This window comes from Rhodopirellula sp. JB055 (genome assembly GCF_043100905.1).
GTDB lineage: Bacteria > Planctomycetota > Planctomycetia > Pirellulales > Pirellulaceae > Rhodopirellula.
The window spans coordinates 1-23,318 of record NZ_JBICHO010000017.1 but is presented as its reverse complement, the minus strand read 5'-3'; the positions used below and the strand labels follow the sequence as shown (position 1 = coordinate 23,318).

General features: G+C 57.2%; 15 protein-coding genes. 8 read left to right on the top strand and 7 right to left on the bottom strand.

Annotation, left to right across the window (positions count from 1 at the left end):
- Positions 1–684 precede the first annotated feature (684 nt).
- The 3 genes from ACF8AM_RS00515 to ACF8AM_RS00505 all read left to right on the top strand — a co-directional run bounded on the left by ACF8AM_RS00515 (position 685) and on the right by ACF8AM_RS00505 (position 3,204).
- Complete coding sequence (locus tag ACF8AM_RS00515; protein ID WP_392553746.1) at positions 685–1,887, top strand: glycosyltransferase; 1,203 nt, start codon at positions 685–687, stop codon at positions 1,885–1,887.
- A 353-nt stretch (positions 1,888–2,240) separates the two neighbouring features.
- Complete coding sequence (locus ACF8AM_RS00510) at positions 2,241–3,020, top strand: hypothetical protein (protein WP_392553745.1); 780 nt, start codon at positions 2,241–2,243, stop codon at positions 3,018–3,020.
- Positions 2,998–3,204 carry a hypothetical protein gene (locus tag ACF8AM_RS00505; RefSeq protein ID WP_392553744.1) on the top strand — a complete coding sequence of 69 codons (207 nt, stop codon included), beginning with the start codon at positions 2,998–3,000 and terminating at the stop codon, positions 3,202–3,204. The genes ACF8AM_RS00510 and ACF8AM_RS00505 overlap by 23 nt, the downstream gene beginning before the upstream one ends.
- Before the next feature lie 338 nt (positions 3,205–3,542).
- On the opposite strand, the gene ACF8AM_RS00500 is transcribed toward ACF8AM_RS00505, so the two are convergent.
- Positions 3,543–4,793, bottom strand: a complete 1,251-nt coding sequence (locus ACF8AM_RS00500; protein ID WP_392553743.1) for an ATP-binding protein — start codon at positions 4,791–4,793, stop codon at positions 3,543–3,545.
- 95 nt (positions 4,794–4,888) lie between these two features.
- Between ACF8AM_RS00500 and ACF8AM_RS00495 the strand changes: the two genes are divergently transcribed.
- Positions 4,889–5,629 carry a ribonuclease E inhibitor RraB gene (locus ACF8AM_RS00495; protein ID WP_392553742.1) on the top strand — a complete coding sequence of 247 codons (741 nt, stop codon included), beginning with the start codon at positions 4,889–4,891 and terminating at the stop codon, positions 5,627–5,629.
- A 191-nt stretch (positions 5,630–5,820) separates the two neighbouring features.
- On the opposite strand, the gene ACF8AM_RS00490 is transcribed toward ACF8AM_RS00495, so the two are convergent.
- Positions 5,821–7,332 carry a BBP7 family outer membrane beta-barrel protein gene (locus ACF8AM_RS00490; RefSeq protein ID WP_392553741.1) on the bottom strand — a complete coding sequence of 504 codons (1,512 nt, stop codon included), beginning with the start codon at positions 7,330–7,332 and terminating at the stop codon, positions 5,821–5,823.
- A gap of 264 nt (positions 7,333–7,596) precedes the next feature.
- Between ACF8AM_RS00490 and ACF8AM_RS00485 the strand changes: the two genes are divergently transcribed.
- Positions 7,597–9,705, top strand: a complete 2,109-nt coding sequence (locus ACF8AM_RS00485) for a preprotein translocase subunit SecA (protein WP_392553740.1) — start codon at positions 7,597–7,599, stop codon at positions 9,703–9,705.
- 507 nt (positions 9,706–10,212) lie between these two features.
- On the opposite strand, the gene ACF8AM_RS00480 is transcribed toward ACF8AM_RS00485, so the two are convergent.
- Together ACF8AM_RS00480 and ACF8AM_RS00475 are read right to left on the bottom strand one after the other, a co-directional pair.
- The gene (locus ACF8AM_RS00480; RefSeq protein ID WP_392553739.1) at positions 10,213–10,995 is read right to left on the bottom strand and encodes a TIGR00282 family metallophosphoesterase; all 783 of its coding nucleotides are present in this window, start codon (positions 10,993–10,995) and stop codon (positions 10,213–10,215) included.
- A gap of 80 nt (positions 10,996–11,075) precedes the next feature.
- Positions 11,076–12,761 carry a S1 RNA-binding domain-containing protein gene (locus ACF8AM_RS00475; RefSeq protein ID WP_392553738.1) on the bottom strand — a complete coding sequence of 562 codons (1,686 nt, stop codon included), beginning with the start codon at positions 12,759–12,761 and terminating at the stop codon, positions 11,076–11,078.
- A gap of 137 nt (positions 12,762–12,898) precedes the next feature.
- Between ACF8AM_RS00475 and ACF8AM_RS00470 the strand changes: the two genes are divergently transcribed.
- Positions 12,899–13,426, top strand: a complete 528-nt coding sequence (locus tag ACF8AM_RS00470; protein ID WP_392553737.1) for a hypothetical protein — start codon at positions 12,899–12,901, stop codon at positions 13,424–13,426.
- Positions 13,427–13,738: 312 nt separating this feature from the next.
- Here ACF8AM_RS00470 and ACF8AM_RS00465 read toward each other — a convergent pair whose 3' ends face one another.
- The 3 genes from ACF8AM_RS00465 to ACF8AM_RS00455 form a co-directional block, all read right to left on the bottom strand.
- Positions 13,739–14,794: an acyl-CoA desaturase gene (locus ACF8AM_RS00465; protein WP_392553736.1), complete on the bottom strand. Its 1,056-nt coding sequence runs from the start codon at positions 14,792–14,794 to the stop codon at positions 13,739–13,741.
- Positions 14,795–15,139: 345 nt separating this feature from the next.
- On the bottom strand, positions 15,140–15,355 hold the full coding sequence (locus ACF8AM_RS00460; RefSeq protein WP_392553735.1) for a small basic protein: 216 nt from the start codon (positions 15,353–15,355) through the stop codon (positions 15,140–15,142).
- Positions 15,356–15,541: 186 nt separating this feature from the next.
- Complete coding sequence (locus ACF8AM_RS00455; RefSeq protein ID WP_392553734.1) at positions 15,542–20,173, bottom strand: DUF4332 domain-containing protein; 4,632 nt, start codon at positions 20,171–20,173, stop codon at positions 15,542–15,544.
- Between the two features lie 1,031 nt (positions 20,174–21,204).
- Here ACF8AM_RS00455 and ACF8AM_RS00450 point away from each other — a divergent pair.
- Positions 21,205–22,263, top strand: a complete 1,059-nt coding sequence (locus ACF8AM_RS00450) for a DUF6655 family protein (protein WP_392553733.1) — start codon at positions 21,205–21,207, stop codon at positions 22,261–22,263.
- 146 nt (positions 22,264–22,409) lie between these two features.
- Positions 22,410–23,318, top strand: a 909-nt coding sequence (locus ACF8AM_RS00445) for a VanW family protein (RefSeq protein WP_392553732.1), incomplete at its 3' end; no start/stop codon positions are given.

Here is a 23,318-nt window from a genome sequence, read left to right as displayed (position 1 = left end):
AGAATCCTGATGCCATCCACGTAGGCCATGTTCCACATGGCATTGGTGAAATGTCGCGACAACGGATGCTCGCGAGGGTGTATCGGTTGGTGTGCTCGCCTCGCTTCTATCGAAGCATCGGCTCGATCGCCAGGTGGGACCTGGCCTACGGCTGGTCACCGTTGGCGGGCGTAACCTGGCCTACTGGATTCGCTAGAACCCTGACGTGGTCCACGTAGGCCATGTCTCACATGGCGTTGGTGAAATGCCGCGACAACGGATGCTCGCGAGGGTGTGTCGATTCGTGTGCTCGCCTCGCTTCTTTCGAAGCATCGGCTCAGTCGCCAGGTGGGACCTGGCCTACGGCTGGTCACCGTTGCCGGGCGTAACTGGCCTACTGGATTCGCTAGAATCCTGATGCCATCCTCGTAGGCCATGTTCCACATGGCGTTGGTGAAATGCCGTGACAACGGATGCTCGCGAGGGAGCATCGGTTCGTGTGCTCGCCTCGCTTCTTTCGAAGCATCGGCTCAATCGCCAGGTGTGACCTGGCCTACGTCTGGTCACCATTGCCGGGCGTAACCTGGCCTACGGCTGGTCAACATTGTCAGGTGGAACCTGACCTACTGGGGTCGATACGATAGAATCCAGATGGTGACCAAGCACGGACGCCGGCCAACAAATCTCCATCTCAACCAGTCAACCATGCCACGCCGCCGAGTCCTGTTGATGGCCAGTTCGATGCGTGGCGGCGGAAGCGAACTGCAAACCGCGATGTTGGCTCGGCATCTGGATCGCGAACGGTTCGACGTGCATCTGTATTTGACCGACGCGGTCGGTGATCTGCTAAGCACCATTCCGGCTGATGTTACGATTCATCATCCGCCGGAGTCGTTTCCGCCCCAAATGCTGGACCGGATTCCCGGTGGGATGTTGAAACGACAAGCCGAATGGTTTCGCGATTTGGTGGAACAGGCCCAGGTTGATGTGATCTACGACCGGACATTCCATATGACGCTGATCGCCGGCCATCAGCTTGTTCAGCGTGGTTTGTCCGTGAATCGTCCGCGGGTGTCGACGATTGTCAGTCCGCCCGAGGTGGCGTTGCCGCTGGTCGAAAAGCGATTCGTGTGGTTGAAGCGGCGGCGATTGGCTCAGGCTTACCGCCGCAGTGCCGTCGTCATCGCGGTCAGTGAAGTCGCCCGTCAGTCCGCGATTCAGTACTACGGGTTGCCAGAATCGCTGGTGCAAACCATTCGCAATCCAGTCGATGCGGATGCGATTCAGGGCAGGCGGGATGACTCGGCAATCGCGGAACGAGCATCCGAGGGCGATTTGAGTTTGGTCGTCGTGGGCAGGATGACGGAGGAGAAAGGGCATGCCACGCTGCTCGATACGATCGAGCGGTTGATGAAAGATTGGCCGGCTCAATTGCCGACGCTACATTTTCGATTGATCGGCGACGGGCCACTTCGGGGTGGTTTGGAGTCTCGGTGGAAAGACATGGTGTTGGCGGCGGGACCAAAGGACGCTGTCCACCAAGTCGAATTTGCTGGGTCGATCCAGCCGGCATCCGCTGAAATTGCCGCGGCGGACGGGTTGGTGCTGCCTTCTCATTTCGAGGGGCTACCGAACGTCGTTTTGGAGGGGTTTGTTCTGGGGACTCCCGTGGTGGCGACGCGAGCGGGAGGCACCGTGGAATTGCAGAGTTCGGCGGACGTTCCCACGTGTTATTGGGCGGAACCAAAGGATCCCGACTCGTTGGCCCAAGCCATTCGCGAATTTGCGGGGCGGGCAGAGCAGCGACGCCTGCATGCTGTCAACGCGAAGCGGTTCGCGTTGGAAAATCACGATCTGCGTGCCACGGTGGATCGGATCAGTGAATTGCTGATGAGTGCCCAAGCTTAGCGGTGCGATGCAATTGGCTGGATCCAGGCGACCGGAGGACGGAGCGGATCAACTCGTGTTGCGAACGCTCCACGTCGATGCCGATTCGCCACGTCGGTGGGTCTCGGTCTGTGGCGGGGTATGAACGTCTGCAAACAGCCATGGGAACCCGCACAATCGCTACACTTTCCTGCGTTTTGGCAAGTGTCGTCAATTGCGACGTGTTTCAGGCAATTTTGTTGACACTCATTTTTGGCCGTAACTATACTTTGACATGAAATTCCCGACCTCTTTTCTCCATCCGGAACCGACCACCCATGACCCTACTCGGGAAATCCTTTTCGGTCATAATCCTGCTTTTGAGCGGGGTTTTCATGGTATTGGCGCTTGCCGTCAACGCGTCTCACCGCAATTGGCGGGATGTCGTGCTCGGACCTCAGGGTTTGAAGGCCCAGATCGAAACCATCGCACGCACGAATGAACAGCTTCGAGATTCGAGAGCACGCACCCAAGCGTCCTTGGATCGCGAGCAGGCCGCTCGTCGGACCGCCTTGGCAGCACTGCAAACTCAATTGGATCAGTTGGAATCGCAGTTGCGTGAGAGCGAATCGACGGTGCAGCAGTTGCAAGCCAAAAGCACCGAGCTGGCCCAAATCGACCGGGCTCGCGCGGAAGAGCTGGAAAAGATCACCGCCGACAACACTCGATTGCGTGAACAAATTCGCACTGAGCAGCAAGACCGTGACACCTTGTTCGCACGCACGTTGGAATTGACCGACCAAATGAACAGCCTTCGTGGCGTGGTTCAGTTGCAACAAGACCGCAACGATCAGTTGGCAAACCAGGTGACGCGATACAAAGAAGTCGTCGATGCCGCCGGTTTGAACATGAACGACCCTCTTGATGGTGCTCCGCCGGAACGCAACGGCACCGTCTTGGTCGTGAACCGTCCTCGCAAGTTGGTCGAAGTCTCGATCGGCTACGACGATGGACTTCGCAACGGTCACTACTTGGAAGTCACCCGTGGTGGCCGCTATGTGACTCGTTTGAAAGTTCGTGAGACAGAACCGGATCGTGCGGTTGCTGAGATCTTGCGGGACTACAGTGAAGGCGTAGTGGAGGAGGGCGATCGTGTCGACACTTCCATCGAATGATGCTCCCACCGGCAAGCAACCACCGAGTGTTTACACGGTGATGTTGTTGCTGGCGATGTTGTTCATGTTGATCGCGGTCATCGCGATGTTCGTGGAACTGAATCGCTGGGGACCCGATTACTACAAAACCAACACGGCTCGTCCGACCGTGATGCTGACGACGAACAGCCCGTTCATGGGTTGATTGAGGCCCGTCAGAATTCAAACAACACGCCCAGGTTTTTCAGCCTGGGTTTTTTTGTTGGTGTCGGATGCGTTTCAGCCGCCCAGTGGTGAGTCAACGCGTCAGTTTTGAAGTTGCGGTTTTGCGTGAGGCATTGTTTTTTTCATGACCCGACGCGTCAGCGAGGCGAAGTCAACATCGTTTTTCCCTCGCTGACGCTTCGGGTTATGAAAAAGCTGACGCTTCGGGGTATGAGGAAGCTGACGCTTCGGGTTTTGAGAAAAACGCAACTTCAAAACGCTTCAGCGAGGTCCGTGGTCGTGGACGAGGCGTCGAGTCCCTCGTCTCTCTGTCTAACACTAAGACGATGAGTTCGGCGGCGTGTTCGCGTCGATCGCCAGCTCGCCAGATCCTGTGATGGCTTCGACGAAACGATGCGTTAATTCGGGAGTCTTCTTGCTTTTGGGCTGCGAAGCCTCGGTCGGCCAACGCGTGATGGCTGCAACACCGCCGAGCGACGAGTCCTCGAAACGGATCGTGCCACCGCAAGAATGCACCAGTTTGCGGACCATGGCCAATCCCATTCCGCCTTTGCCGCTCTTGCGGTCTTTTCCGAGCGTCTCGAACATTCGGAAGACCCGCTCTCGGTGTTCGGGAGGAATGCCGTTCCCGTCATCTTCCACGCTCACTTCGGCAGACCCGTCCTCCGCCACGCGGCCACGAATGAGGATTTTTCCTTCCGGGCCAGGATGGTGTTTGATGGCGTTGTCGATCAAGTTGACCATGACTCGCATCACAGGAGACGGGTTGCCAATGATCGTTGGCAGTTCTGAATGCAACCGCACCTCGAATTTGGAATCGGCTTCGACGAATGCGATTGCTTCCGACACGATTTTGTTCAGGTCGACTGGTTCGGTGGACGTGTAGCTTTGGTCAATTCGGGCGTAAGCGAGCAATCCGTCCAGCAGCGCCTGCATCCGTTCGATCTGTTTGCCCATGGTCTGGCAATGCTCTCGGACCGATTCCGGGACTTCGTTCCCGGATTCCTCGATGTCTTCCGTGATCCAGGTTGCCAGGTTGTGCAGGCCACGAAGCGGTGACCGCAGGTCGTGGGAGGCGACGTAAGCGAATTGTTCCAGTTCGTGATTGCTGCGTTGCAACGCCTCGTTGGCCTGGATGCTGTTTTCCAAAGCGGCATCCAACGCCTGTTCGATCTCAACCCGGCGACTGATGTCTTGGTGGGTCCCGATCATCCGGACCAGTTTGTTGTCATCGTCGTAGACAAAGTCGCCAATCGATTCGATCCACCGGTAACTCCCGTCGGAATGTCGAAGGCGGAACACGTTGAAATACGAACTGGGGTTTCCGTCCGTGACCGTTGCCAACTGGGTGATCGCGCGATCGTAATCGTCTGGGTGCAGCCGGTCCTTCCAGCTTTGCAACGTCCAGGTGTAATCCGAAGGCAGCCCGAGTTGGCGCAGGAGTTCATCGGAAACTTCGACGTGAGACGAAGCCACTTCGAAAACCCAGTAGCCGAGCTTTGCGGTTCGCGTGGCAATTCGAAACCGAAGGTTGGTTTCGATCAGTTGTTTTTCAATTTCCGTCGTCATGGACGAGAATGTAGCACAACAGAAAGAAGAATGGGGGATCATCAGTCCAGTTCCTCGGTTCTGGCGGCTTCCTTTGAATCTGCTAATCTGACGCAATGAACGCATCAGACGAACCGAATTTGGCCTTTGACATCGACGCCCTTTTTTCGCATCTCGTGGAGGTGTTGGAGGTGGATTTGTCCGTGCCAATGGATTGGACATTCACTCTTCGGGGGACTGAAATCGGGCAATTACGTTCCATTGCCGAGACGCTGGACGAATTCACCTGCGAGCTTGAAGAGGCGGTGGAAGAGATCGACGACAAGGGACGTTTGTCGCTCGGCCGTCCCATGCTGAGCGTGGTCAAGACGGGCGCGTTGGTGCCCAGCGAAGTGAAGAAAATCGCGGACCGAATGCAGCAAATCGCGGAACGGACGGGGATCGAGTACGAAGGCGTGGAGGTCTTCGACGCGATCGATGACGATGAGCTTTTCGATTGGCTCAGTCTCGATGAAGCGGTGTGGCGACTTCGGCATTTCAGTGACAGCGGATTGAATCCCGGCGAAGAGTTGCCGTGGGTATTCCTGCTGATGGGCGACACGCTGGAGCAAATGCAAAAGCTCGCGGCAGCCTTGATCGAAGGCGGATTTGAAAACGCGCAGGCCGATGAAGATCCCGATGAAGCGGGCCGGTTCGGTGTCTTTGTGTTCCAAGAGGGCAGCAACGACGAAGAGCGTCTGGCCGGCGCTCACAATCAGATCGTGAAGATCGCGACCGAGCACGGTGCCGCGCTGGACGGCATCCAATTCTTATCAGAAGAGGACTTTGTCGACGTCACCGTGGATTTGGACGACTGACGGTTTTTCCAGCGGGAAGCTTCGTCAGTGTTGCCCGCGCACAAAAAAACGTGCGAGGAATTGAATCCTCGCACGTCTTGTTTGCTTTCGCCGAGCAGTCTCCGACTTGGAACCCCGGACAGTTATCAAACCGGAGTCCACCCGGCAGAACTTACCGCCTATCAGGAACAGTAGTTCCTGCTAAGTTCAGCTTAGAAGTCGATGACACAGCCCAAATCGATGCCGTGGGTGTACAAGGAACTGTCCTTGCGTTCCGACACGGGCTGGGCCAATGCGTTTGGTGGGAATGTGATTCCGTCACCGTTGTAAACATTGTTGATGTTGTCGCCTGACAGCAAGACGTCATCCCAGTAGATGAAGCTGTAGCCGACGGACATCGAAACGTTGGGACGGAATTTGTAGGCCAACTTCACGTTTGCTTCTGGTGCGAAGGTGAATTTGTCTTCGTCCAGTGCGGTCGTGTTGTAGGTGTCGCCCAAGGCAAGCACACCACCGTCGGTGGACGTGCTGGTAACCAAGCCAGCGTCGGTGAAGGTTCGCAAACCATTTCCGCGGTAGATTTGTTCCATGTTGCCCAAGTGAACCTTGGTCAACGCTTTGAAGCTCCACTTACCACGGTTGACCATGGTTTCGAAACCGATCTGACCACCATAGAACCGGTTTTCCGTTTCAATGTTGTCGTACAGGACGGTCGTGTCGTTAGCCGCTCCGGGAGGTCCAGGCGAAGTTTGGATGCTGGTGCTGTTGACGGTCAGCGTGTCGTCGATCCCGAAGTGTGAGAAACCACCGATCAGATCGGTTCGGAATCCCGAGCCGCTGAGCATCTTCATGCGGGCGTAAGCTTCCGCAGCATAGATGTCGAGCGAACTTTCCGCCGAGAACGAGCCCTCAAAGTCTTCGTTGCCGGCGACTCCGGTGCTGGCAATCAGGATACTGTTGTCCGAGTTGATGTTCGTGTCATAGAACGGACGACCGTATGAGAACGTGTTGCCGTTGACGGTTCCGCCTGAGCTGGCGTCTTCGCTGCTTTCGCTGAGCCACCAGAAGCGGCCGCCGATTCCGAAGTCGTCGTTCAGGTTGCGGCCGAAGTCCAAACGGAAACCAGCACTCAGGTCACCGCCGATGGATTCGTCGCCACCAAAGATGGTCGAAGTGCCAGCGACGTCCAATTCAGGGTCGGTGCCTGCAGCACTTCGAGTGATCAAAGGCGTGGTCGAGCGTGCTTGGGTGAACCACAGCAACGCTTCCGCGGTCATCCACACATCGTGCTTTTTCAGCATCTTGCGAACGGGGCGTTGGCGGCATTCGCCACAGTTGCCGCCGCAAGCCGATCCGCAACTGCTAGCCATTTCGTAGCTGTTGCCACAATCGCCCGTGCTGCATCCGCTGCCGGTGTTGGCGATGTAAGAATCGCCGGTCATTGGGGCGGGGGTCGGAACGCCGCTGCCAAGCTGTTGGTCGCCGACAAAGGCAACCGGCTGAAGCGATTGGCCTTCGTTGCCGTAGAAAGATGCCGCCATGTTGTTCGCGGAATAGTCAACGTCGTCATAGACGATGTCGCCTTCTTCTGCGGTCACTGGGGCAGCACCGGTGTAGTACTGGTTGATGTTGGTGTTGCCTTGATCCGCCGCCGAGGCGGATCCTGCTGACAGCATGGCTGCCAACGCGAGCAACTTCCATTTCGTCGTTTTTTTCGTTTCCATTGGTACTCTCGTGTAGTCCGGGAACACGGGATTTATCTGGTTAACTGTTTCGACCAGAATCAGCGGACCATTCAGAACCAGCCCTACCCTAGGAACAGCCGACGCAGATTGCCTGTTTTGACCCCCACTCGTGGTACAAGTTCTCTATCTTTCCTCGAAGCCAGATAAAATGGCGTTTCACGGCGATTGGAGGTCGCTCTGCGTGCGTTTTCGTGCGTAAAAATGTAGTTCTTTGCATCGCTTTTTATTTCGTTGGCCCGCTCGATGTCTGAATCCCCCACTCGCGAAACGACCAACCCAAACGAACCAGGTGATTCCGCGCCACTCGATCCACTGGCACCCAATGAGGAACTGGACAGTGTTGAAGACGCGGATGCTTCCACGATCGCGCAGGCCGTGGTGCGCCGATCCAGTGATCCGTCGGCGAATAAATCAAAATGGAACAAGGCGTCCAATTGGCGTCCGCGAATGGTTCGTTGGCAGCGCCAACTGGATCGCGTCAATGCATTTGAGAGCACGCTTCAGGCCGAAGATGATGCGACGTTGCGAAAACGAAGTTTGGCTCTCCGGTACCGTGCGATGGCCGGTGAGAAGCTCGGCGATTTGCTTCCCGAGGCGTACGCACTATGCCGCGAGGCAGGCCGGCGAAGTCTGTCGATGCGTCACTACGACGTGCAGATTCTCGGTGGCATCGCTTTGTTCGAAGGCCACATCACGGAAATGCAAACCGGGGAAGGCAAAACGCTGACCGCGACATTGCCGCTGTACCTGCACAGTTTGGTCGGCAAGGGAGCTCACCTGGCCACGGTCAACGATTACTTGGCCAGGCGGGATGCCGAGTGGATGATGCCGCTGTTTGAGATGCTCGGCGTGTCGGTGGGGATCATTCAAACCGAAGACGATCAAGGAAGTCGCAGAAAAAGTTACGGCGCCGCGATCACGTACGGAACCGCCAAGGAATTCGGATTCGACTTCTTGCGAGACCGATTGTTGCTGCGTGCTCAAAACCGAATGCAAACCGAGATGCTCGGTACCGGCGATGGCGGCTTCAGTGATTCCGGTGACCAAGTCGTGATGCGAGGCATGCACTTCTGCTTGGTCGATGAGGCAGACAGCATTCTCATTGACGAGGCTCGAACGCCACTGATCATCGGCAGCATCGAAGACACGGTGCGCGACCAGATCATCGAAACGTACAAGTGGGCTGCGGAGCACGCTCCCAGCTTTGAACTGGATGAACACTTTGAAATCGACGACGAAACCAAACGCTATGAATTGACCGCGCGAGGTCGCAGCAAAGTGCGAGCGTTGCCCAAGAGCGATCTCGTTCGCACGATGGGCTTGGTTGATTTGTACGAATACATCGAGCGGTCAATCAAAACGCATCGCGAATTCCTGTTGGATCGACAGTATGTGATTCGTCCCAGCGAAAAGGATCCGAACGTGGACGAGATCGTGATCGTCGACGAGTTCACGGGCCGTTTGGCAGAAGGACGCAAGTGGCGGGACGGTATCCATCAATCGATCGAAGCCAAAGAAGGCGTGGAGATCAGCGTGCCGACGGGGCAAGCCGCTCGGATCACGGTTCAAGATTTGTTCCTGCGTTACCCACACTTGGCGGGCATGACCGGTACGGCAGCGACCAGTGCCGGAGAGCTTCGTAAAATCTATCGGACGCCTGTTGTTCGAGTTCCAACCAACCGGCCACCGCAACGAGTCCAGTTGCCTTCGCGGGTGTTTGGGACGTTGCAAGCCAAGTTTGAAGCGATCGCGGAAGAAGTCGCGGAAGTCCATGCGACCGGACGCCCCGTCTTGATCGGTACCCGTTCGATCGACAAGAGCGTGTTGTTATCAAAGTTGCTGGACGATCTTGGGATCGAACACGAAGTGCTGAATGCAAACAACGTGGAACGCGAAGCCGAAATCGTCGCGGCAGCGGGTGGCAATGGCAAAGTGACCGTGGCGACCAACATGGCTGGTCGTGGTACCGACATCAAGCTTTCCAATGACGTCGAAGAGATTGGAGGGATGCATGTGATCTGCACCGAGTTGCACGATGCAGCTCGGATTGACCGCCAATTAATCGGTCGGTGCGGACGGCAAGGTGACCGAGGGTCGTATCGTCAGTACCTGTCACTCGACGATGACATTCTCAAAGGCGGTTATGGTGCGATCAAATATGAGAAGCTGAAGAAACGCGGGGAAGCAACGACTGGAAGTGTCGACCGGTTGGCGACGATGTTTCATAAAGCCCAACGAAAAGTCGAACGTCGTCACTTCCGAGATCGAATGGTGCTGATGCACCACGAAAAAGAACGCAAGAAAATGCAGCGCGAAATCGGCCAAGACCCGTACCTCGACACGCCAGACTGATCGTCCGTCGCTGGATCAAAATCGGGGCTGCGTGGGATGTTGGCGTGGTCCCTCGCTGACGTGTCGGGTTGTGACGTTGCGCTTTTGCGTGAGGCATTGGTTTTTCATAACCCGACGCGTTAGCGAGGCGAAGTCAACATTGTTTTTCCCTCGCTGACGCTTCGGGTTTTGAGAAAAGCGCAACTTCAAAACTGACGCGTCGGGTTGTGACGTTGCCGTGCTTGGCAGCCCATCTTGGAGTGCTCGTGCTCGTGCTCAGCGAAGCGGTGCTCGTACTCGTACTCGACCATCGCCCCTGGAGCAGAAAACCACGGCCCCCTTTTGGCTTGCGGGTTGATGTTGGCCGTTGGCCAACCCATCTTCCTTCATTCTCAATCCATGGGGCGATGCCACTGGCTGCGATGACGAATGCCGTTGGCCAATTAAACCGATTTCAAAAGCGCAACTTCAAAACTCGTGCGTCGCGTTGTGATGTCGCCGGGCTTGGCTGCCCCTCGTGCTGTTCGATCACGTTTCCAGGCGATCTTCGATGCGTTCGATGGAGATCGCTTTGCCGTCGGCGTCCGCTTCGATGATTGCGCCGCACAGCCGGACATCGCGCGTGGCGACGTGAAAGTGGCACGGTTCAAAGGTGATCGTGGTGTTGGTCACGCGTTTAACATCGCGACCAATGATGCTGTCGTAGGGCCCGCTCATTCCCACGTCGCATTGAAACGCGGTGCCGCCTGGCAGGATGCAACTGTCGGCGGTGGGCACGTGGGTGTGTGTGCCCAAGACTGCCGTGACGCGTCCATCTAGGTAGCGACCTAGCACCTGTTTGTCGCTGGTCGCTTCGGCGTGCACATCCACCAAGATGCAGCGTGGATTTTCGGCAGCCATCTCCGCAAGCGCGGCGTCGACGGCGGCGAACGGGCAATCGACCGGTCGCATGAAGACGCGACCGAGCAACGAGATCAGGCCCAACTTTCCGCCCGGTGTCTGGACGATGGTCCAAGCCTTGCCGGAGGAACTCTCGGGGTAATTCGCCGGCCGAACAATCCGCTGGCTCGATTGCAAGATCGGGATGATCTCTTTGCGTCGATAGAGATGGTCGCCCATCGTCATCGCATCCACACCGGCTTCCACCAAGCGGCGATATTGGCGAGGCATCAGCCCGGCGCCATCGGCCGCGTTCTCAGCGTTGATCACCACCGCATCGAGACGGTGTTGCTTGCGGAGTTCGGCAGTCCGCGCCAGCACCCCGGAGTAGCCAGGTTTGCCGACGACATCGCCGAGAAACAAAAAACGCACGCGGAGTCCTTGCGAGGAAGGTCGTAGCCAAGCGGCACGTCATTCAAGATGGCGCGCCGCGAAATCCGACAGCAGTTGGCCTACCAGCGGAGGCCAAATTTCTCGCCGCCGCTGGGGCGATCGTTGCCGCCTTTGAGCGGGCCGGAGTGCGAAGCCTTGACCGCCAATTCGCGTGGTGGCTCGATGACTTCGTCTTCCTGCTTTTCGCCTTCCGCCGCGGGTTTGGCGTGCGCCGCTTTGATCGACAAACCAACTTTTTGCGAATCGCGATCGAAGCTCATGATTTTCACGTCGACTTCATCGCCAACGTTGACGACCGAGCTGACGCGTGACACGCGGTGAGTTGCCAATTCACTGATGTGACAAAGGCCTTCGACACCGGCGGTCAAACGCACGAATGCGCCAAATTCGGCGGTGCGGGTGACCTCCCCTTTGTGAACCGAACCGACCGCAAACATCGATTCGGCGGTGTCCCAAGGGTTTTCAAGCAGATCGCGATAGGTCAGCGACATCTTGCCGGTTTGCTTGTCAATTTTGTCGACGCGAACCTTGACGTTCTGGCCTTCTTCGATGACCTCGCTGGGATGCTTGATGCGTTCCCAACTGAGTTTGCTGACGTGGATCAGACCATCGAGTCCACCGACATCGACGAACGCACCGAAATCGCGAACGCTGCGGACGACACCTTCGAGGATATCGCCGGGTTCGATCTTTTCGAGTTGCTCTTGGCGTTTGACTTCGCGTTCGCGTTCCAGAATCGCACGTCGGGAGAGCACCAGATTGCCACGTCGAGCATTGGCTTCGGTGACCAGGCAGACCATTTTCTGGTCAACGAACTCGCTGCAGTCTTCGACGCGGTATTCCGAGATTTGGCTGATCGGCATGAATCCACGAATGTTGCCGACCTTGCATTCCAAACCGCCGTTGTTGTGGCCGGTGACGGTCGCTTCGACAACGCTGCCTTCGTCGATGTCGTCCCAATCGGAAACTTCGGTCGCTTTGCCCGGCAGGCTGCACGAGTACAAACCGTCTTCGGAATTGATGCCGCGAACGATGACTTCGATCGACTGGCCGGGGGTGGGTTCTTCGTCGGTGAACTGTTCGAATGCAACGGTGCCTTCGTCAGGCCCACCGAGGCTGACAAAGACGTTGTCCTGGTGGATCTTGATCACTTGAGCGTGAACGCGAGCGCCTTCGGACAACGGTTCACGTCGGTCGGGCAATCCTGCGTTGCCGCCAAGCATCGAGTCCAAATCGGCTTCCGCCAGGGTGGCGTCCAATTCGGCTTGCAGGTCGTCGCTGAGTCCTTCGCGAACGTTGGGGACCGCGGTTTTCTTTTGTTGCGGGACGTATGGCTTTTCGCCTTTTTCACGTTTCTTCTCACCCGCCAGCCGGGGCAAGGGAGCCTCTTTGCCGCCTGATTTGCCTTCGCCGGGCTTGCCGCCGCGTTTCGCTTTGTGCTTGACTTTGCCGCCCTCGAGCTGTTCGGTCGAAACCGCAGCCGGAGAAACGGGTTTGGCAACGCCCAAACCGCGAGCCGCCAAAGGACCGCCGCCGATTCGAGGCAGCGGGGCTTTGTTTTTCTTGGGACCGCTCGGTTTTGAAGGGCTCGGTGCGGTCTGTTCCGCTGCGGGTTGCTGGGCCGTCGGTTCAGCAGGTGCCGACTCTTGCGAGGCGGGCGTCCCTGTTGCGGAGGCTTCCGGGGGCGAGGCGTCCGAGGAAGGGGTTTCGGCCGTTGCGTCGGTGGATGGTTCGCCGCTGCTCATGGACAGTCAGGGGGGATCTGAGAAAGAGTGAAATGGCAATCGCGCCAGAGGCGTCCCGCAGTCTAGCAATCAGGAGGGCCACTCGGTAGCCTTCCGTGCATCTGTCCCCGAACAATCCGCCCACATCCTTCGAGACCATGCCTAACTTTGACGATTGCACGTCTTCTTCCGCGTCGAATTCGAACGATTGGCCCGCTTGGTTCAGCGATTTGCAGCCTGCAGTCGCCGAAACGTGGTTCGCAGCGATCCAAGCCGCCGAGATGCCCGGTTTAGGCGAAGGCCCGGTCAATCGGGAATTGGTGGATCTTTTGAAAGGTGATGCCGCCGCTGCATTCACGCCGCTTCAACGCAGTGGTTTGTGGTTGTTGGCTGGCGACCTGGACCGTTCTCACACGGTCAGCCAAGACGAGAAATCGCCCGAAGGAAGTTTCTGGCACGGGATCATGCACCGCCGAGAGGGCGATTTTGGCAACGCGAAGTACTGGTTTCATCGCGTTGGTCGGCATTCGATCCTCCGCGATTTGTCGGGCATGTACCCGGAATTGCACTCCGACGCCGATGAATTTGTCGATCAAGTCGCACGGGCCGTTCGGACGGGCGAAGAAGTCGAAGCCTGCCAACAAGTTCAATGGACCGAATGGCAGTGGTTGATGAACGTTAGCTGAGGTTCGTCGCAGCAAAAACGCGTCGCCGGATTCGCCAAGAATGCCGACGGATGCCCAATCAACCTGTAGCTCGGTGGTCCCCCACCGAGACGAGCACCATCCACGCGACGCGAACTGGTCCAATTGGCCCGGCGCGGTTGTTGTTTGCTGGGACGCCTCGCTTTGTTCCAAAGCATCGGCTTGGACGCCAGGTAATAACCTGGCCTACTGGCGGCGGCGAACCAACCTATCGGTCGGTGGTCCCCCACCGAGACGAGCGCAAACGCAAATCAAACCAGCCGAACCAATCCCGCAGGCTCGCCAGTCGCGTTGCTACTTCCCAGCGACGCTGGCTTTGGTCGGTCGCTGGACGTCGGTGATCAGTCCCATCATTTCCCACAGGCGGATGATGCCCCAGGACATGTCGAACTCGTACCATTTGTGACCGTGACGAGCAGATCGTGGGGCTGCATGATGGTTGTTGTGCCACCCTTCGCCGTGACTGATCAGTGCAACCAACCAGTTGTTCGTGCTGTGGTCGCGGGTTTCATAGTTGCGGTAGCCAAAGACGTGCCCGAGTGAATTCACCGACCAAGTTCCGTGCAAGACAAACACGGTTCGCATTGCGACGCCCCAAACGGTCCATGACAGCAGGTAGCGGTAAGATTCTGCCCAACTGCCACCGCTGACCAAGAGTCCGAACGCACCGCCAATCAGCGAAATCAGAGCCGCGTGCAGGAGGAAAACAAAGAACCATCCGTCTTTGCGTTCCAGTTTCAAGTAAAAGCGATCTCGCAACAGGTCTCGAACATAGCGTTCGTAGTGGCTGGTTTTGTCCAGGTCTTTGTGTCGGCAAACGACCCAGCCCACGTGTCCCCACAGAAAACTGACCAAGGGAGAGTGCGGGTCGGGTTGGTGATCGCTGTGTTGGTGGTGCATGCGGTGTATCGCGACCCAGCGTGCGGGGCTGTCTTGCAGATTGCACATCCCCAGCATTGCGAGCGTGTGTTCCATCCACTTGGGACATTTGAAACCGCGGTGAGTCAGCAAGCGGTGATAACCGATTGTGATCCCCAGCATTCCAAACAAAAAGTGCCCAGCGATCCCGACGATCAGGCCTGACCAAGTGAAGAGGTACGAAAACCACATTGGCACCAGTGCGGACAGTGCAACAACGTGGACCAGCGACAACACGATGACGTATCGCCACATGATCCGCATGGGTTCGGTTTCCTCTGGCCGAGGGATCCGCTGCGGATCGCGGCTGGTTTCGTCGATCGCCATCGCTTCGGTAGGGACGGCTCCTGAACCGAAATCATTGGATTCGTCGCAAACCAAATGATCGCGTTTTTCAGAATCGGGCGGTGCGGGAGCTTCGGAAGTCGACATCGTCAAAACCGTTTGAATTGGAATTCATGGCCCAAAAGGAGTCTCCTATCTCGTCTTGGGCGGCTGTTTGGCGTCCATGCTAGCTAGGTTCAGGACCGCTCGGGAGGGTGATTGGCAACAAATCCGCCACATCCCGTCCATCCGCTCAAAAAAAGTCGCTGATTTGTTTCTACGCTACGGCGGACGGCGCAAATATCGCGTATGCGGATGCTTCTTGGCCGGTCGAACGCATGCTGGACTGGCCGGGGAAGAAACGATGCCTCCACGAAAAAAGACGACGCATCGTGGAGGATGCGTCGCCTTTGAATGTTTCTGCTGGTTGGGAGCCAAATGCTCCCGCCGCGACTACTTTTTCTTGTCGTCGCCGTCGTCGGCCTTTTTGACCTTCTTCTTTTTCTTCAGCGAGACTTTGAGAACACGTGTCTTCGGCATGCCAATGATGCTCGATTCTTCGTTGAATTTGTCGAGTTCCTTCATACGCTCGACACGTTCAGCACGCGTCAGGACGTTGCGACTCTTAATGGCCCCGGCTTGCACCTTGAGGCTGCGATCCATGGTCATGGCGAAATGTGTCAAAATCGAGGGGGGAAAGCGGACGGTCAAGTCGAACAGGTTATCGACAGTTTGATTTGCTGGCAAGTCGTAAGTCCGGCAGTTGTCGGATGTCCAGTCACAATCGGCGATTTTTGTTGCCGGGGCCCCTGAAATCGAGAGCGAAATCAGGGGCGCGACCGATCTGGATCCGGTTTAGGCGGCTTGCAACGATCGATGCTGGCCAGCGTAGGTCACCCATTCGGTGACTTCTTCGAGGTCCGGCAGTTTTCCGCCGCGAGCGATCCGTTTGCCTTCGCGGGAGTGGGCGATCGCGTCGACTTCGCCGAACAGCGTGACCGGGTTTTGGTCTGCCAACTCTTCTGCCGAGGTGATTCCAGCGGCCACCAGGAACTGAGCGTCATGGCCCCGCATCATGGGCACGCGACAAACCAGGGTGGGTTGTTGTTGCCAGGTGAGCACGGTTTCGGCGTCGACGCGGCGGTGGTCCAGTAGCTCAGCGACCTTTTCAGGTGACGATTTCAGCAGGTCATCAACGGTGTAAATGCCGATCGCATTGAGCCGCTCGGCCATCCGAGGGCCAATCGAAGGCGCGTCGACGACGTCGCTGGCCCGTTCCAAGTAGAAACGCAATTCGGTTTCGTTACTGGAGCTGCGAGATTCACGTTCACCGCGAGATTTGCGTTCGGCACGTGGTTCGCGTTCACCGCGGGGATCACGCTCGCTACGGGAGCTGCGTTGGCCGCGGCTGGATTCGTGCTCTCGCATCGAAACCACGCCCTGAGAACGATTGGCATGTCCGTTTCCTGAACCGCTGCCAGATCCATGACCGGAGCCGTACCCCTTGCCACTTCCACTGCCAGATCCAGATCCATTGCTGGATGAGTTGCGGGTGCGGTTGGTCGATTGGCTGGTCGTGGTCGAACGGGAGCGTCCTGAACGATTGCTTTCGCTCTCTCGGTTTCGGGTGCTTCGCGAGCGTGAACGTTCGCTTTCGCGTCGTTTGCTTTCCCGCAAGGATTGCATCTCGTTGGCCAGTTGGCGGCTACGACGAGCGGATTCGACTTCGTAACGTTCTTGGTCGAACGCGTCGTCGTCATAGTCGTCGCGGAAATCCAAATCGCGATCGATCGCGTGGCGTCCGTTGGTCGAACGCCCGCTGCCCGAGCCTCCGTTGAGTGAGCGTGCGCGACGCGAGCGAGAATTCAAGGTTCGGCCGTCCACCGTTCGAGTCCGCGTGCGGATTTGGGCGGATTGGTTGGCCGAGGCGATCCAACTGGTGATGCGGGACAGTTCGTAACTGGTGCCGCTCAGCAAAATGCGTTGCCCGCGTTCGGTGGCCAAAAACGTTTTGACTTGATCCAGCAAATCGCTGGGGGGGATCGCTGCGAGTTGGGCGGGATCGGTGACTCCACATCCGACCAACACGCGAGCGTCGAAACCACGCAGTTGAGGCACGCGGCACATCAGTCGGCATTCCGATTGCCAGCGACGGATCGTGCGAGCGTCGACGCCAGCCAGTCCCAGCGTGTCGGCCAATCGATTGCTGTCTTGGCTCATCAGGTGAGTGATGTGCGAGATACCGATCCGACGCAGGCGAGCCGCAGCCACGCCATCAATGGACGGAGCGGAATCGATGGGGCTGTCGACGGTCAGGAAGAACGGCGTGTCTTCGATTTCTGTTTCGCTGGCGAATCCGTTTTCAAGAACACCATGTTGGTTGTTCGCTTGTCCGTTCGATGTGTTCCTGTTGATCGGAATCGTCGACGAGGTTTGGTCCGCGTAGTAGTAACCGTCGCGAAACTCTGTTCCGGCAGGGGCGTGGTCGGTCGCCGAAGCTGGATGGCTGGGCACGAAACCGTTGTGCGAATTGCCGTGATGCGAGTTCCCGTTGGAGTGGCTTGCGTGAACGGTGGTGTGAGCCGGTGCGGAAGGGAAAACCGACGGTTGACCCTGGAATGGGCCGGGGCCGCTGACCCATTGGTCTTCGTCCAGTCCAGCGGATTCCCGGTAGGCGGCTTCGAATTCATGGTTGACGTCAGCCGAAGCACCATGGATCCAGCGTGAGCGATCGCCGGTTCCCAGTTCCATTTGGCTGTCCAGCCCGTGAGGACCGACGTAGCGATCGTGACGACGACCGTTTCGCCAAACCGGTTGGTGTGCGTGAACGACTCTCGATGCGTGCAAGCGGAATGTGCGAGCACCGCTGCGAGCGAGCGACGAAGCGAGTGGTTCGTGGCTGGTCAGCAAGACGATTTGACGACCTGGCGACGAGTAATCGGACAACGCAGATGCGATCGCGTCACCGGTCACGCCTTCGGCGGTCCAAGGACGGAAGGCATCGCTGAGTCCGTGCACGTCGGCTCGACTGTCCACGCTCGAGAACAATTCGCGATGCGTTTCGAGGACCAACGGAACCGCGCGTCCGGTGCGATCCATCAATTCACCCGCGGCCATGCGAACGGCCATCGCAGCGATCGCTCGCGTGACGCCGGGCAGACTCATTTCGTCTTGTTCGTCGATTCGTACGTGGACTTGGCGTCCCGCGGCAACCGAACGAGTGTAGGTGGAACGCTGCTCGGCTTGGCTGCGGCCCAGCGTGTGAGGGTCAACATGGACGGCCGAAGTGGTCCAGGTGATTCGGCGATGACGTCCACCCGACAGACGAACCAACCAGCGACTGGCCAATTCAACGAGCGACGATTCGGCTCGCGTGGCTGGGCGGTAGCGGTTCAGTTCAGTGATCAGTTCCTCGCGTCGACGAAGCAATTCGGTCCGGCGTGTGTTGCGAACCACTGGGCGAGGTGCCGGACGAACGGGAATGTCTCGAGGGATCAATTCCAATTCGTGCTGTCGTGTCGTGAGGGCTTGCAGTTCGCGGTCAACGCGGTGCAGACGTTCTTCGACCGATGCCAAATCGAACGCCGATTCTGGCATTCCGATCGGGTAGTCGACGTCGACGATCGGCAGCGAACGAAGGCTGCGACGGACGCGGGCGGATTCGTCCAACACGCTTCGTAGTTGCGTTTCGGTGTGGTTCAGTTCGCTCAGCCGCGCGTTTCGTTCAGCGACCCAGTCAGGGTGCCGTCCGGTGATGCTGGCGAAGTCGTGAAGTTCACTGCGCGAGGCAGCCAGTTCTTCGACAATGCGAGCACGATCGAGCAACAATTGATCGAGTGTGTCGGCGAGTTGGCGAGTGACGTTGTCGACGTGATCGGCAACGACATACGGTGAACGGCGAAGTTCCGTGCGGATTTGACGCAGCGTCGAAGCCAGCGAACTTTGGCGATTCCAAGCACCACGAAACGGTTCGAAGGTGACCGGATCAACCGACCCCGTTCCAAGGCCCGCGGATTCGCGTTCAATTCGGTTGATCAACCAATCGATCTGTTGAGTCGCGGAATGGATTCGCAAATCGATGTCGTCGATCTGGTGTAGCGGACGGTAGGCGTCGCGATAGAAGTCATCCCAAGCGTGATCGACCGAGTAGCGATCGATGGCGTGGACGAAATGATCGTAGCGGCGACCGCGAATTCCATCGATGTCGACGGCAGAAGTGTGTTGACGTGCGTTCGCGATCGAATCTCGCAGCCCGCGAATTTCGGCCAAGGTGCGACGCAGTTGGATGATTTCCGAATCCGCGTGACGCAGTTGGTCTCGCAGTTCGGTGGCGGACAACTTGGCGGCGTAGCGAAGGTCGGTGGTCAGATAACCGGTGCCCGCGTAGTGGTCTGGATGAGCCGATTCATACGCCAGTGGATCCGTGCCATAGGTGTACGGGCGATTGACCGTTGTCGAATGCGGAACCGAGTAGGCTTTTGCGTCGAGGTCGGCGATCCAGCGTTTCAAGCCAGCGGCCCGGGCCCGCAACGAGTCGGCCTGGGTGTGCAGTTCATGCAACCGTTGAGTGTGTTGACGACGTCGTTCCGCGTGAACGCTTTCGTAACGAGCCGCACGAGCACGTTGGGCTTGGATGGCACTGCGGCGAGCGGTCAAGGAATCGCGAAGACGCAGAGTTTCGACGCGTTGCCGTTCAATGTCTGCCAATTCGCGTTGGATTTGCTCGGCACGCAGGGTGGCTTCGTTCCACTGGGCTTCGTGTGCTAGCGAACTGTCGTACCAATCCGACGATTCGAATTCTTGGGTTGGCAGGGTCGCCAGTTGAGCTTCGATGTCGGCGAGTTCGGATCGCAGTGCTCGGCGTCGACGATCGTCGGATTCTGTGAACGAGTGAACGGATTCACCGGAGTGAACCGAATCCCGGTAAGCCGGATGGCTGTGAGTGTAGCGGGCCGTTTCGGTTTCGTAGGGCAGCGTTGCCAATCCTTCGCGATCCAGTCCCGACTGAATGCAGGCGGCGACCACCCGAGAAACGTTGGTCACGGTTGTGTCGACCATGACTCCGTCAACGATCGATTCGGGCATCTGCACGCTACGCAATGCACGAGCGGCCAAGGTGGTGTTGGATTTCGAGGGGGCGGCGTCGTTGGAATCGCCGAACCAACCGTCGTGATAACCTTCCCATGAGGTGGTGGTTTCACTGCGTGGTTCGAACTCCACGGTGCGGCGACCGTGGGACGTGCCATCGGCTTCGCGGCGGCAATGAACCCAGCCATTGTTGTCGACCCAGACGACTCTTCCGGTCGATCCACTGAGCATGCCGGTCGGGTAGTTTCGCGAAACCAATGAGTCGCGAACAAAGCGGCTGATCGCGGTTTTGCCGGATCCGATGGGGCCGAGCACCACGTTCAAGTGGTGAGACAGCGGTCCAAGTTCAACCCGATTCAACGGGCCATGATTGTCGATTTCGATTCGATCCAACAACATCGCAAAACGCTCCTTCCGTGGCTGCGCGTGATCACGCCCTGTGAGGGTCCAAGGTCCATGGCAAAGAAAAGCGGGCCATCCTGCCCGCTCGCGGGAACCTTTGCCGGATCCTTTGTTCACCACTGGAATGGGTGAACTCGGGAAGACTTTAGACGAATCGGCAATTTTGAGGAAAGGCCGATTTCGTGAAACTGCGGCAAGACCAATCAATCATTTTTTTGACATTCGGCTGCACCGGCGATCCACCGCCCGAGTTGGCTCAAATTGATTCGGGTGAATCCGGTGGTAAACCTGTTGGGCAACGGGGTCCTCACCCGAGACTTTTGCCAAGGTTTTGTTGTCGCAAACGGCATTCTTCCAAGACGTTTGCTGACTTGGGGGCCCACCACGATTCAGGTCGGGCTGTCAGAATGACGGAACGATTGGGCCGTGGGAGTGGTTGTCATGTCAGCCCAAAAAAAGTTGCCGCATCGGTCTTTGAGCGTCCAACGCGGCCACCAATCAACGGACCCAATTCGATCGCCGTGAGAGTTTAGGAAGGCAAGGCAAATCAGAATCGATCGTTTCAGGGACGAAAGTCTCCGTTGGGAAAGCCGACGGAAATTGTCCGCAAATGGATGGGGCTCGGCGTTGAATTCGCGTTCCGTTTTTGCACCTTCGAAGTCAGCCGGAATCCATTTCAAGGCATCGGTCATCCGCTCTCGCGATTTCTGGTTGGCAAGAGGCGACAAGGATTGGTTGTCGGAAATGGCTTCGGGAGCGAGGCCGGCCACTGGTTCGCAATCCGTGTTTCGATGCGGAGCTGGAAGGTCTGGTCGATGTTCATGGTTTCAACACGTTGCGTCTGCGTTTCATGTGCGGGCGTGGTGTCTGCAGGGAGGTGTTCAATGGTGATTTTGATACAGAACGTCGGTTGCCGTTGGTGGCGTTGCTTTGTTAAGCCCTTCAGAGTTGAGCAGGGACTCAACCGGTTTCATGGCGAAACTGCCCACCAAGACAACCCACCTCGCAAGCACCAGAACGCTCGTCCGATGTCTCGGAATCGGCTGCAAAATCGATTGGCCTTTCACACCAGCGATCGCCGCTGCGCACAAACGATTCCCCTCCACTTTGAACAGAACTCGCGTCCGCCACTGACCCGTTTTTCGCGATCTTGGGGATCAAGCCTGTTGCTTGGGATGATGTTGTGCTGGTTCAGCGGTTGCGGAACCACTCAAGAACGGCAGGCCACGGAGCAATTGCTGTTGTCCGATGCAGTTGATCGCAGCGTCTCGACGATCGACTTCCGACCACTTTCTGGTGAGAAGGTTTACCTCGACACGAGTTATCTGCGTTCGGCCAAAGTGGCCACGATTGTGAACGCGGATTACGTGACCAGTGCTCTGCGTCAGCAGATCATGGCGGCGGGGTGTTACCTTCAGGATTCCGCGAAGGAAGCGGAGATCATCATCGAGGCTCGGTTGGGGACGCTGGGGTATGACGACCACCGAGTGACGTTGGGGGTACCTGAAAACAACGCAATCAATTCGACGGTGTCGTTGTTGCCGAGCACGCCGTCGGTGCCTCAAATTCCTGAAATCGCCTTCGCCCGTCGTGACGCGCGGGAAGGTGCCGCGAAAGTTGCCGCGTTTGCATATGATCGCGAAACACGAGAAGCGATTTGGCAATCTGGTATCAGTCGATCTCGCTCCACCGCGCGTGACACTTGGGTGTTGGGTGTGGGGCCGTTCCAAGGTGGTTCCATTCGAGACGAAACCAGATTGGCTGGGACCAAACTGATTCGATTTGGTCGTCGTTCTTCCGGGTCACCACCGACCCAGTTTTCACGTCCGCCGGTGGACTACACCGCGGAAACACGTTTCGACAACGGTTGGCCCATTTTGGGCAACGACAACGGTGGCATGCTGGACAGCGGTTTGTTGCCAGGCGAGCCCCTGCCGGAAATCGCTGCGACGACGGAAATGGTTGCGAGCAAGAACGGGGAGAAGGAGCAGGATGGCGAGGCTGCCAAGACGCCGGAAGCCCAGGCATCCAAACCGGCCGCGAAAGTTGCTGCCGAGCCTCCACCGAAGGGGAAGAAAGTCCGCTGACAACCTTCAATCTGCACTCGGCTCATGATTCTCACTTTGCTTGAGAGCGATCGTTTCTGTACATCTGTTCTGGTTGCTGCAACCCTGGGCACTTCGGCCCTCCGTCGGTTGCGATGCAATCACACGGCATCGCTCGTATTGGAGCGATGCGTTTCATTGCTGTGGTGTCCATTTTCATGCATTGCTTAACCATGCATTTATTTCGATTTATCAAATGCGTCCTGTCCGTGATCGCCTGTTGGTGGATGCTCACATCCGGTGTGCACGCGCAATCCGGTTCCGGTTGGCAATCGGGCCAGTCGATCTTCAATGGTTCGGGATACGATCTGCCTCAACCGCCGCCTGCGCCGGAGTCCATTCCGGTGCCTGCCAACCCGCAGCCACCCGCGACGAATTCTTTGGATTTGCCAAACGATGTGCCGGGGCAAAGCGAAGCGATGAACTTGAACGAGTTGCCATCGGGATGGAACGTAGAAATACAGCTGGTGCTTGGGCAATACTCTACCAGCATAAAAGATGGCAGATCGAATGACAGTATACAGCACGCGGTAGATTCAATCAACGGGATAATGATCCCAGAAGCCGGAGAGGATGGCACCCTTTATGAGTTTTCATTTTCTGAATGCCTTGGTATAAGTGATGTCGATTCTGAAGATGATGGTTATGATCAGGTAGCATCAACACTATATGCAGCTCTCATTACGGCAGGCCTGCCGAAGGATCGCATAGTCAGGTTCCAGCATGAACTTCCTGTTGATTATATCGAAATCGGACTGGACTCGTGGGTGGGCGGAAGCGCAGTGGACCTCAGGTTTACAAATCCGTTTGATAACCCACTGACTGTTTTTGCAGTAAGAGAGGGAAGCGTTGTGACAGTGGCAATAGCAGGTAACAGAGAGGATAAGGATGAAAAGTGTGTGATCCGGAAAGAAATTGTGCAGGAGCTGCCGCCACCGGTTTATTACATAGAAAACAAAGACCTCAAGCCGGGTGAAAAAGTTGTTTTGGATCCGGGTAAGAGCGGAGTGACTGTTAACGTTTACAGAAGATCGGAA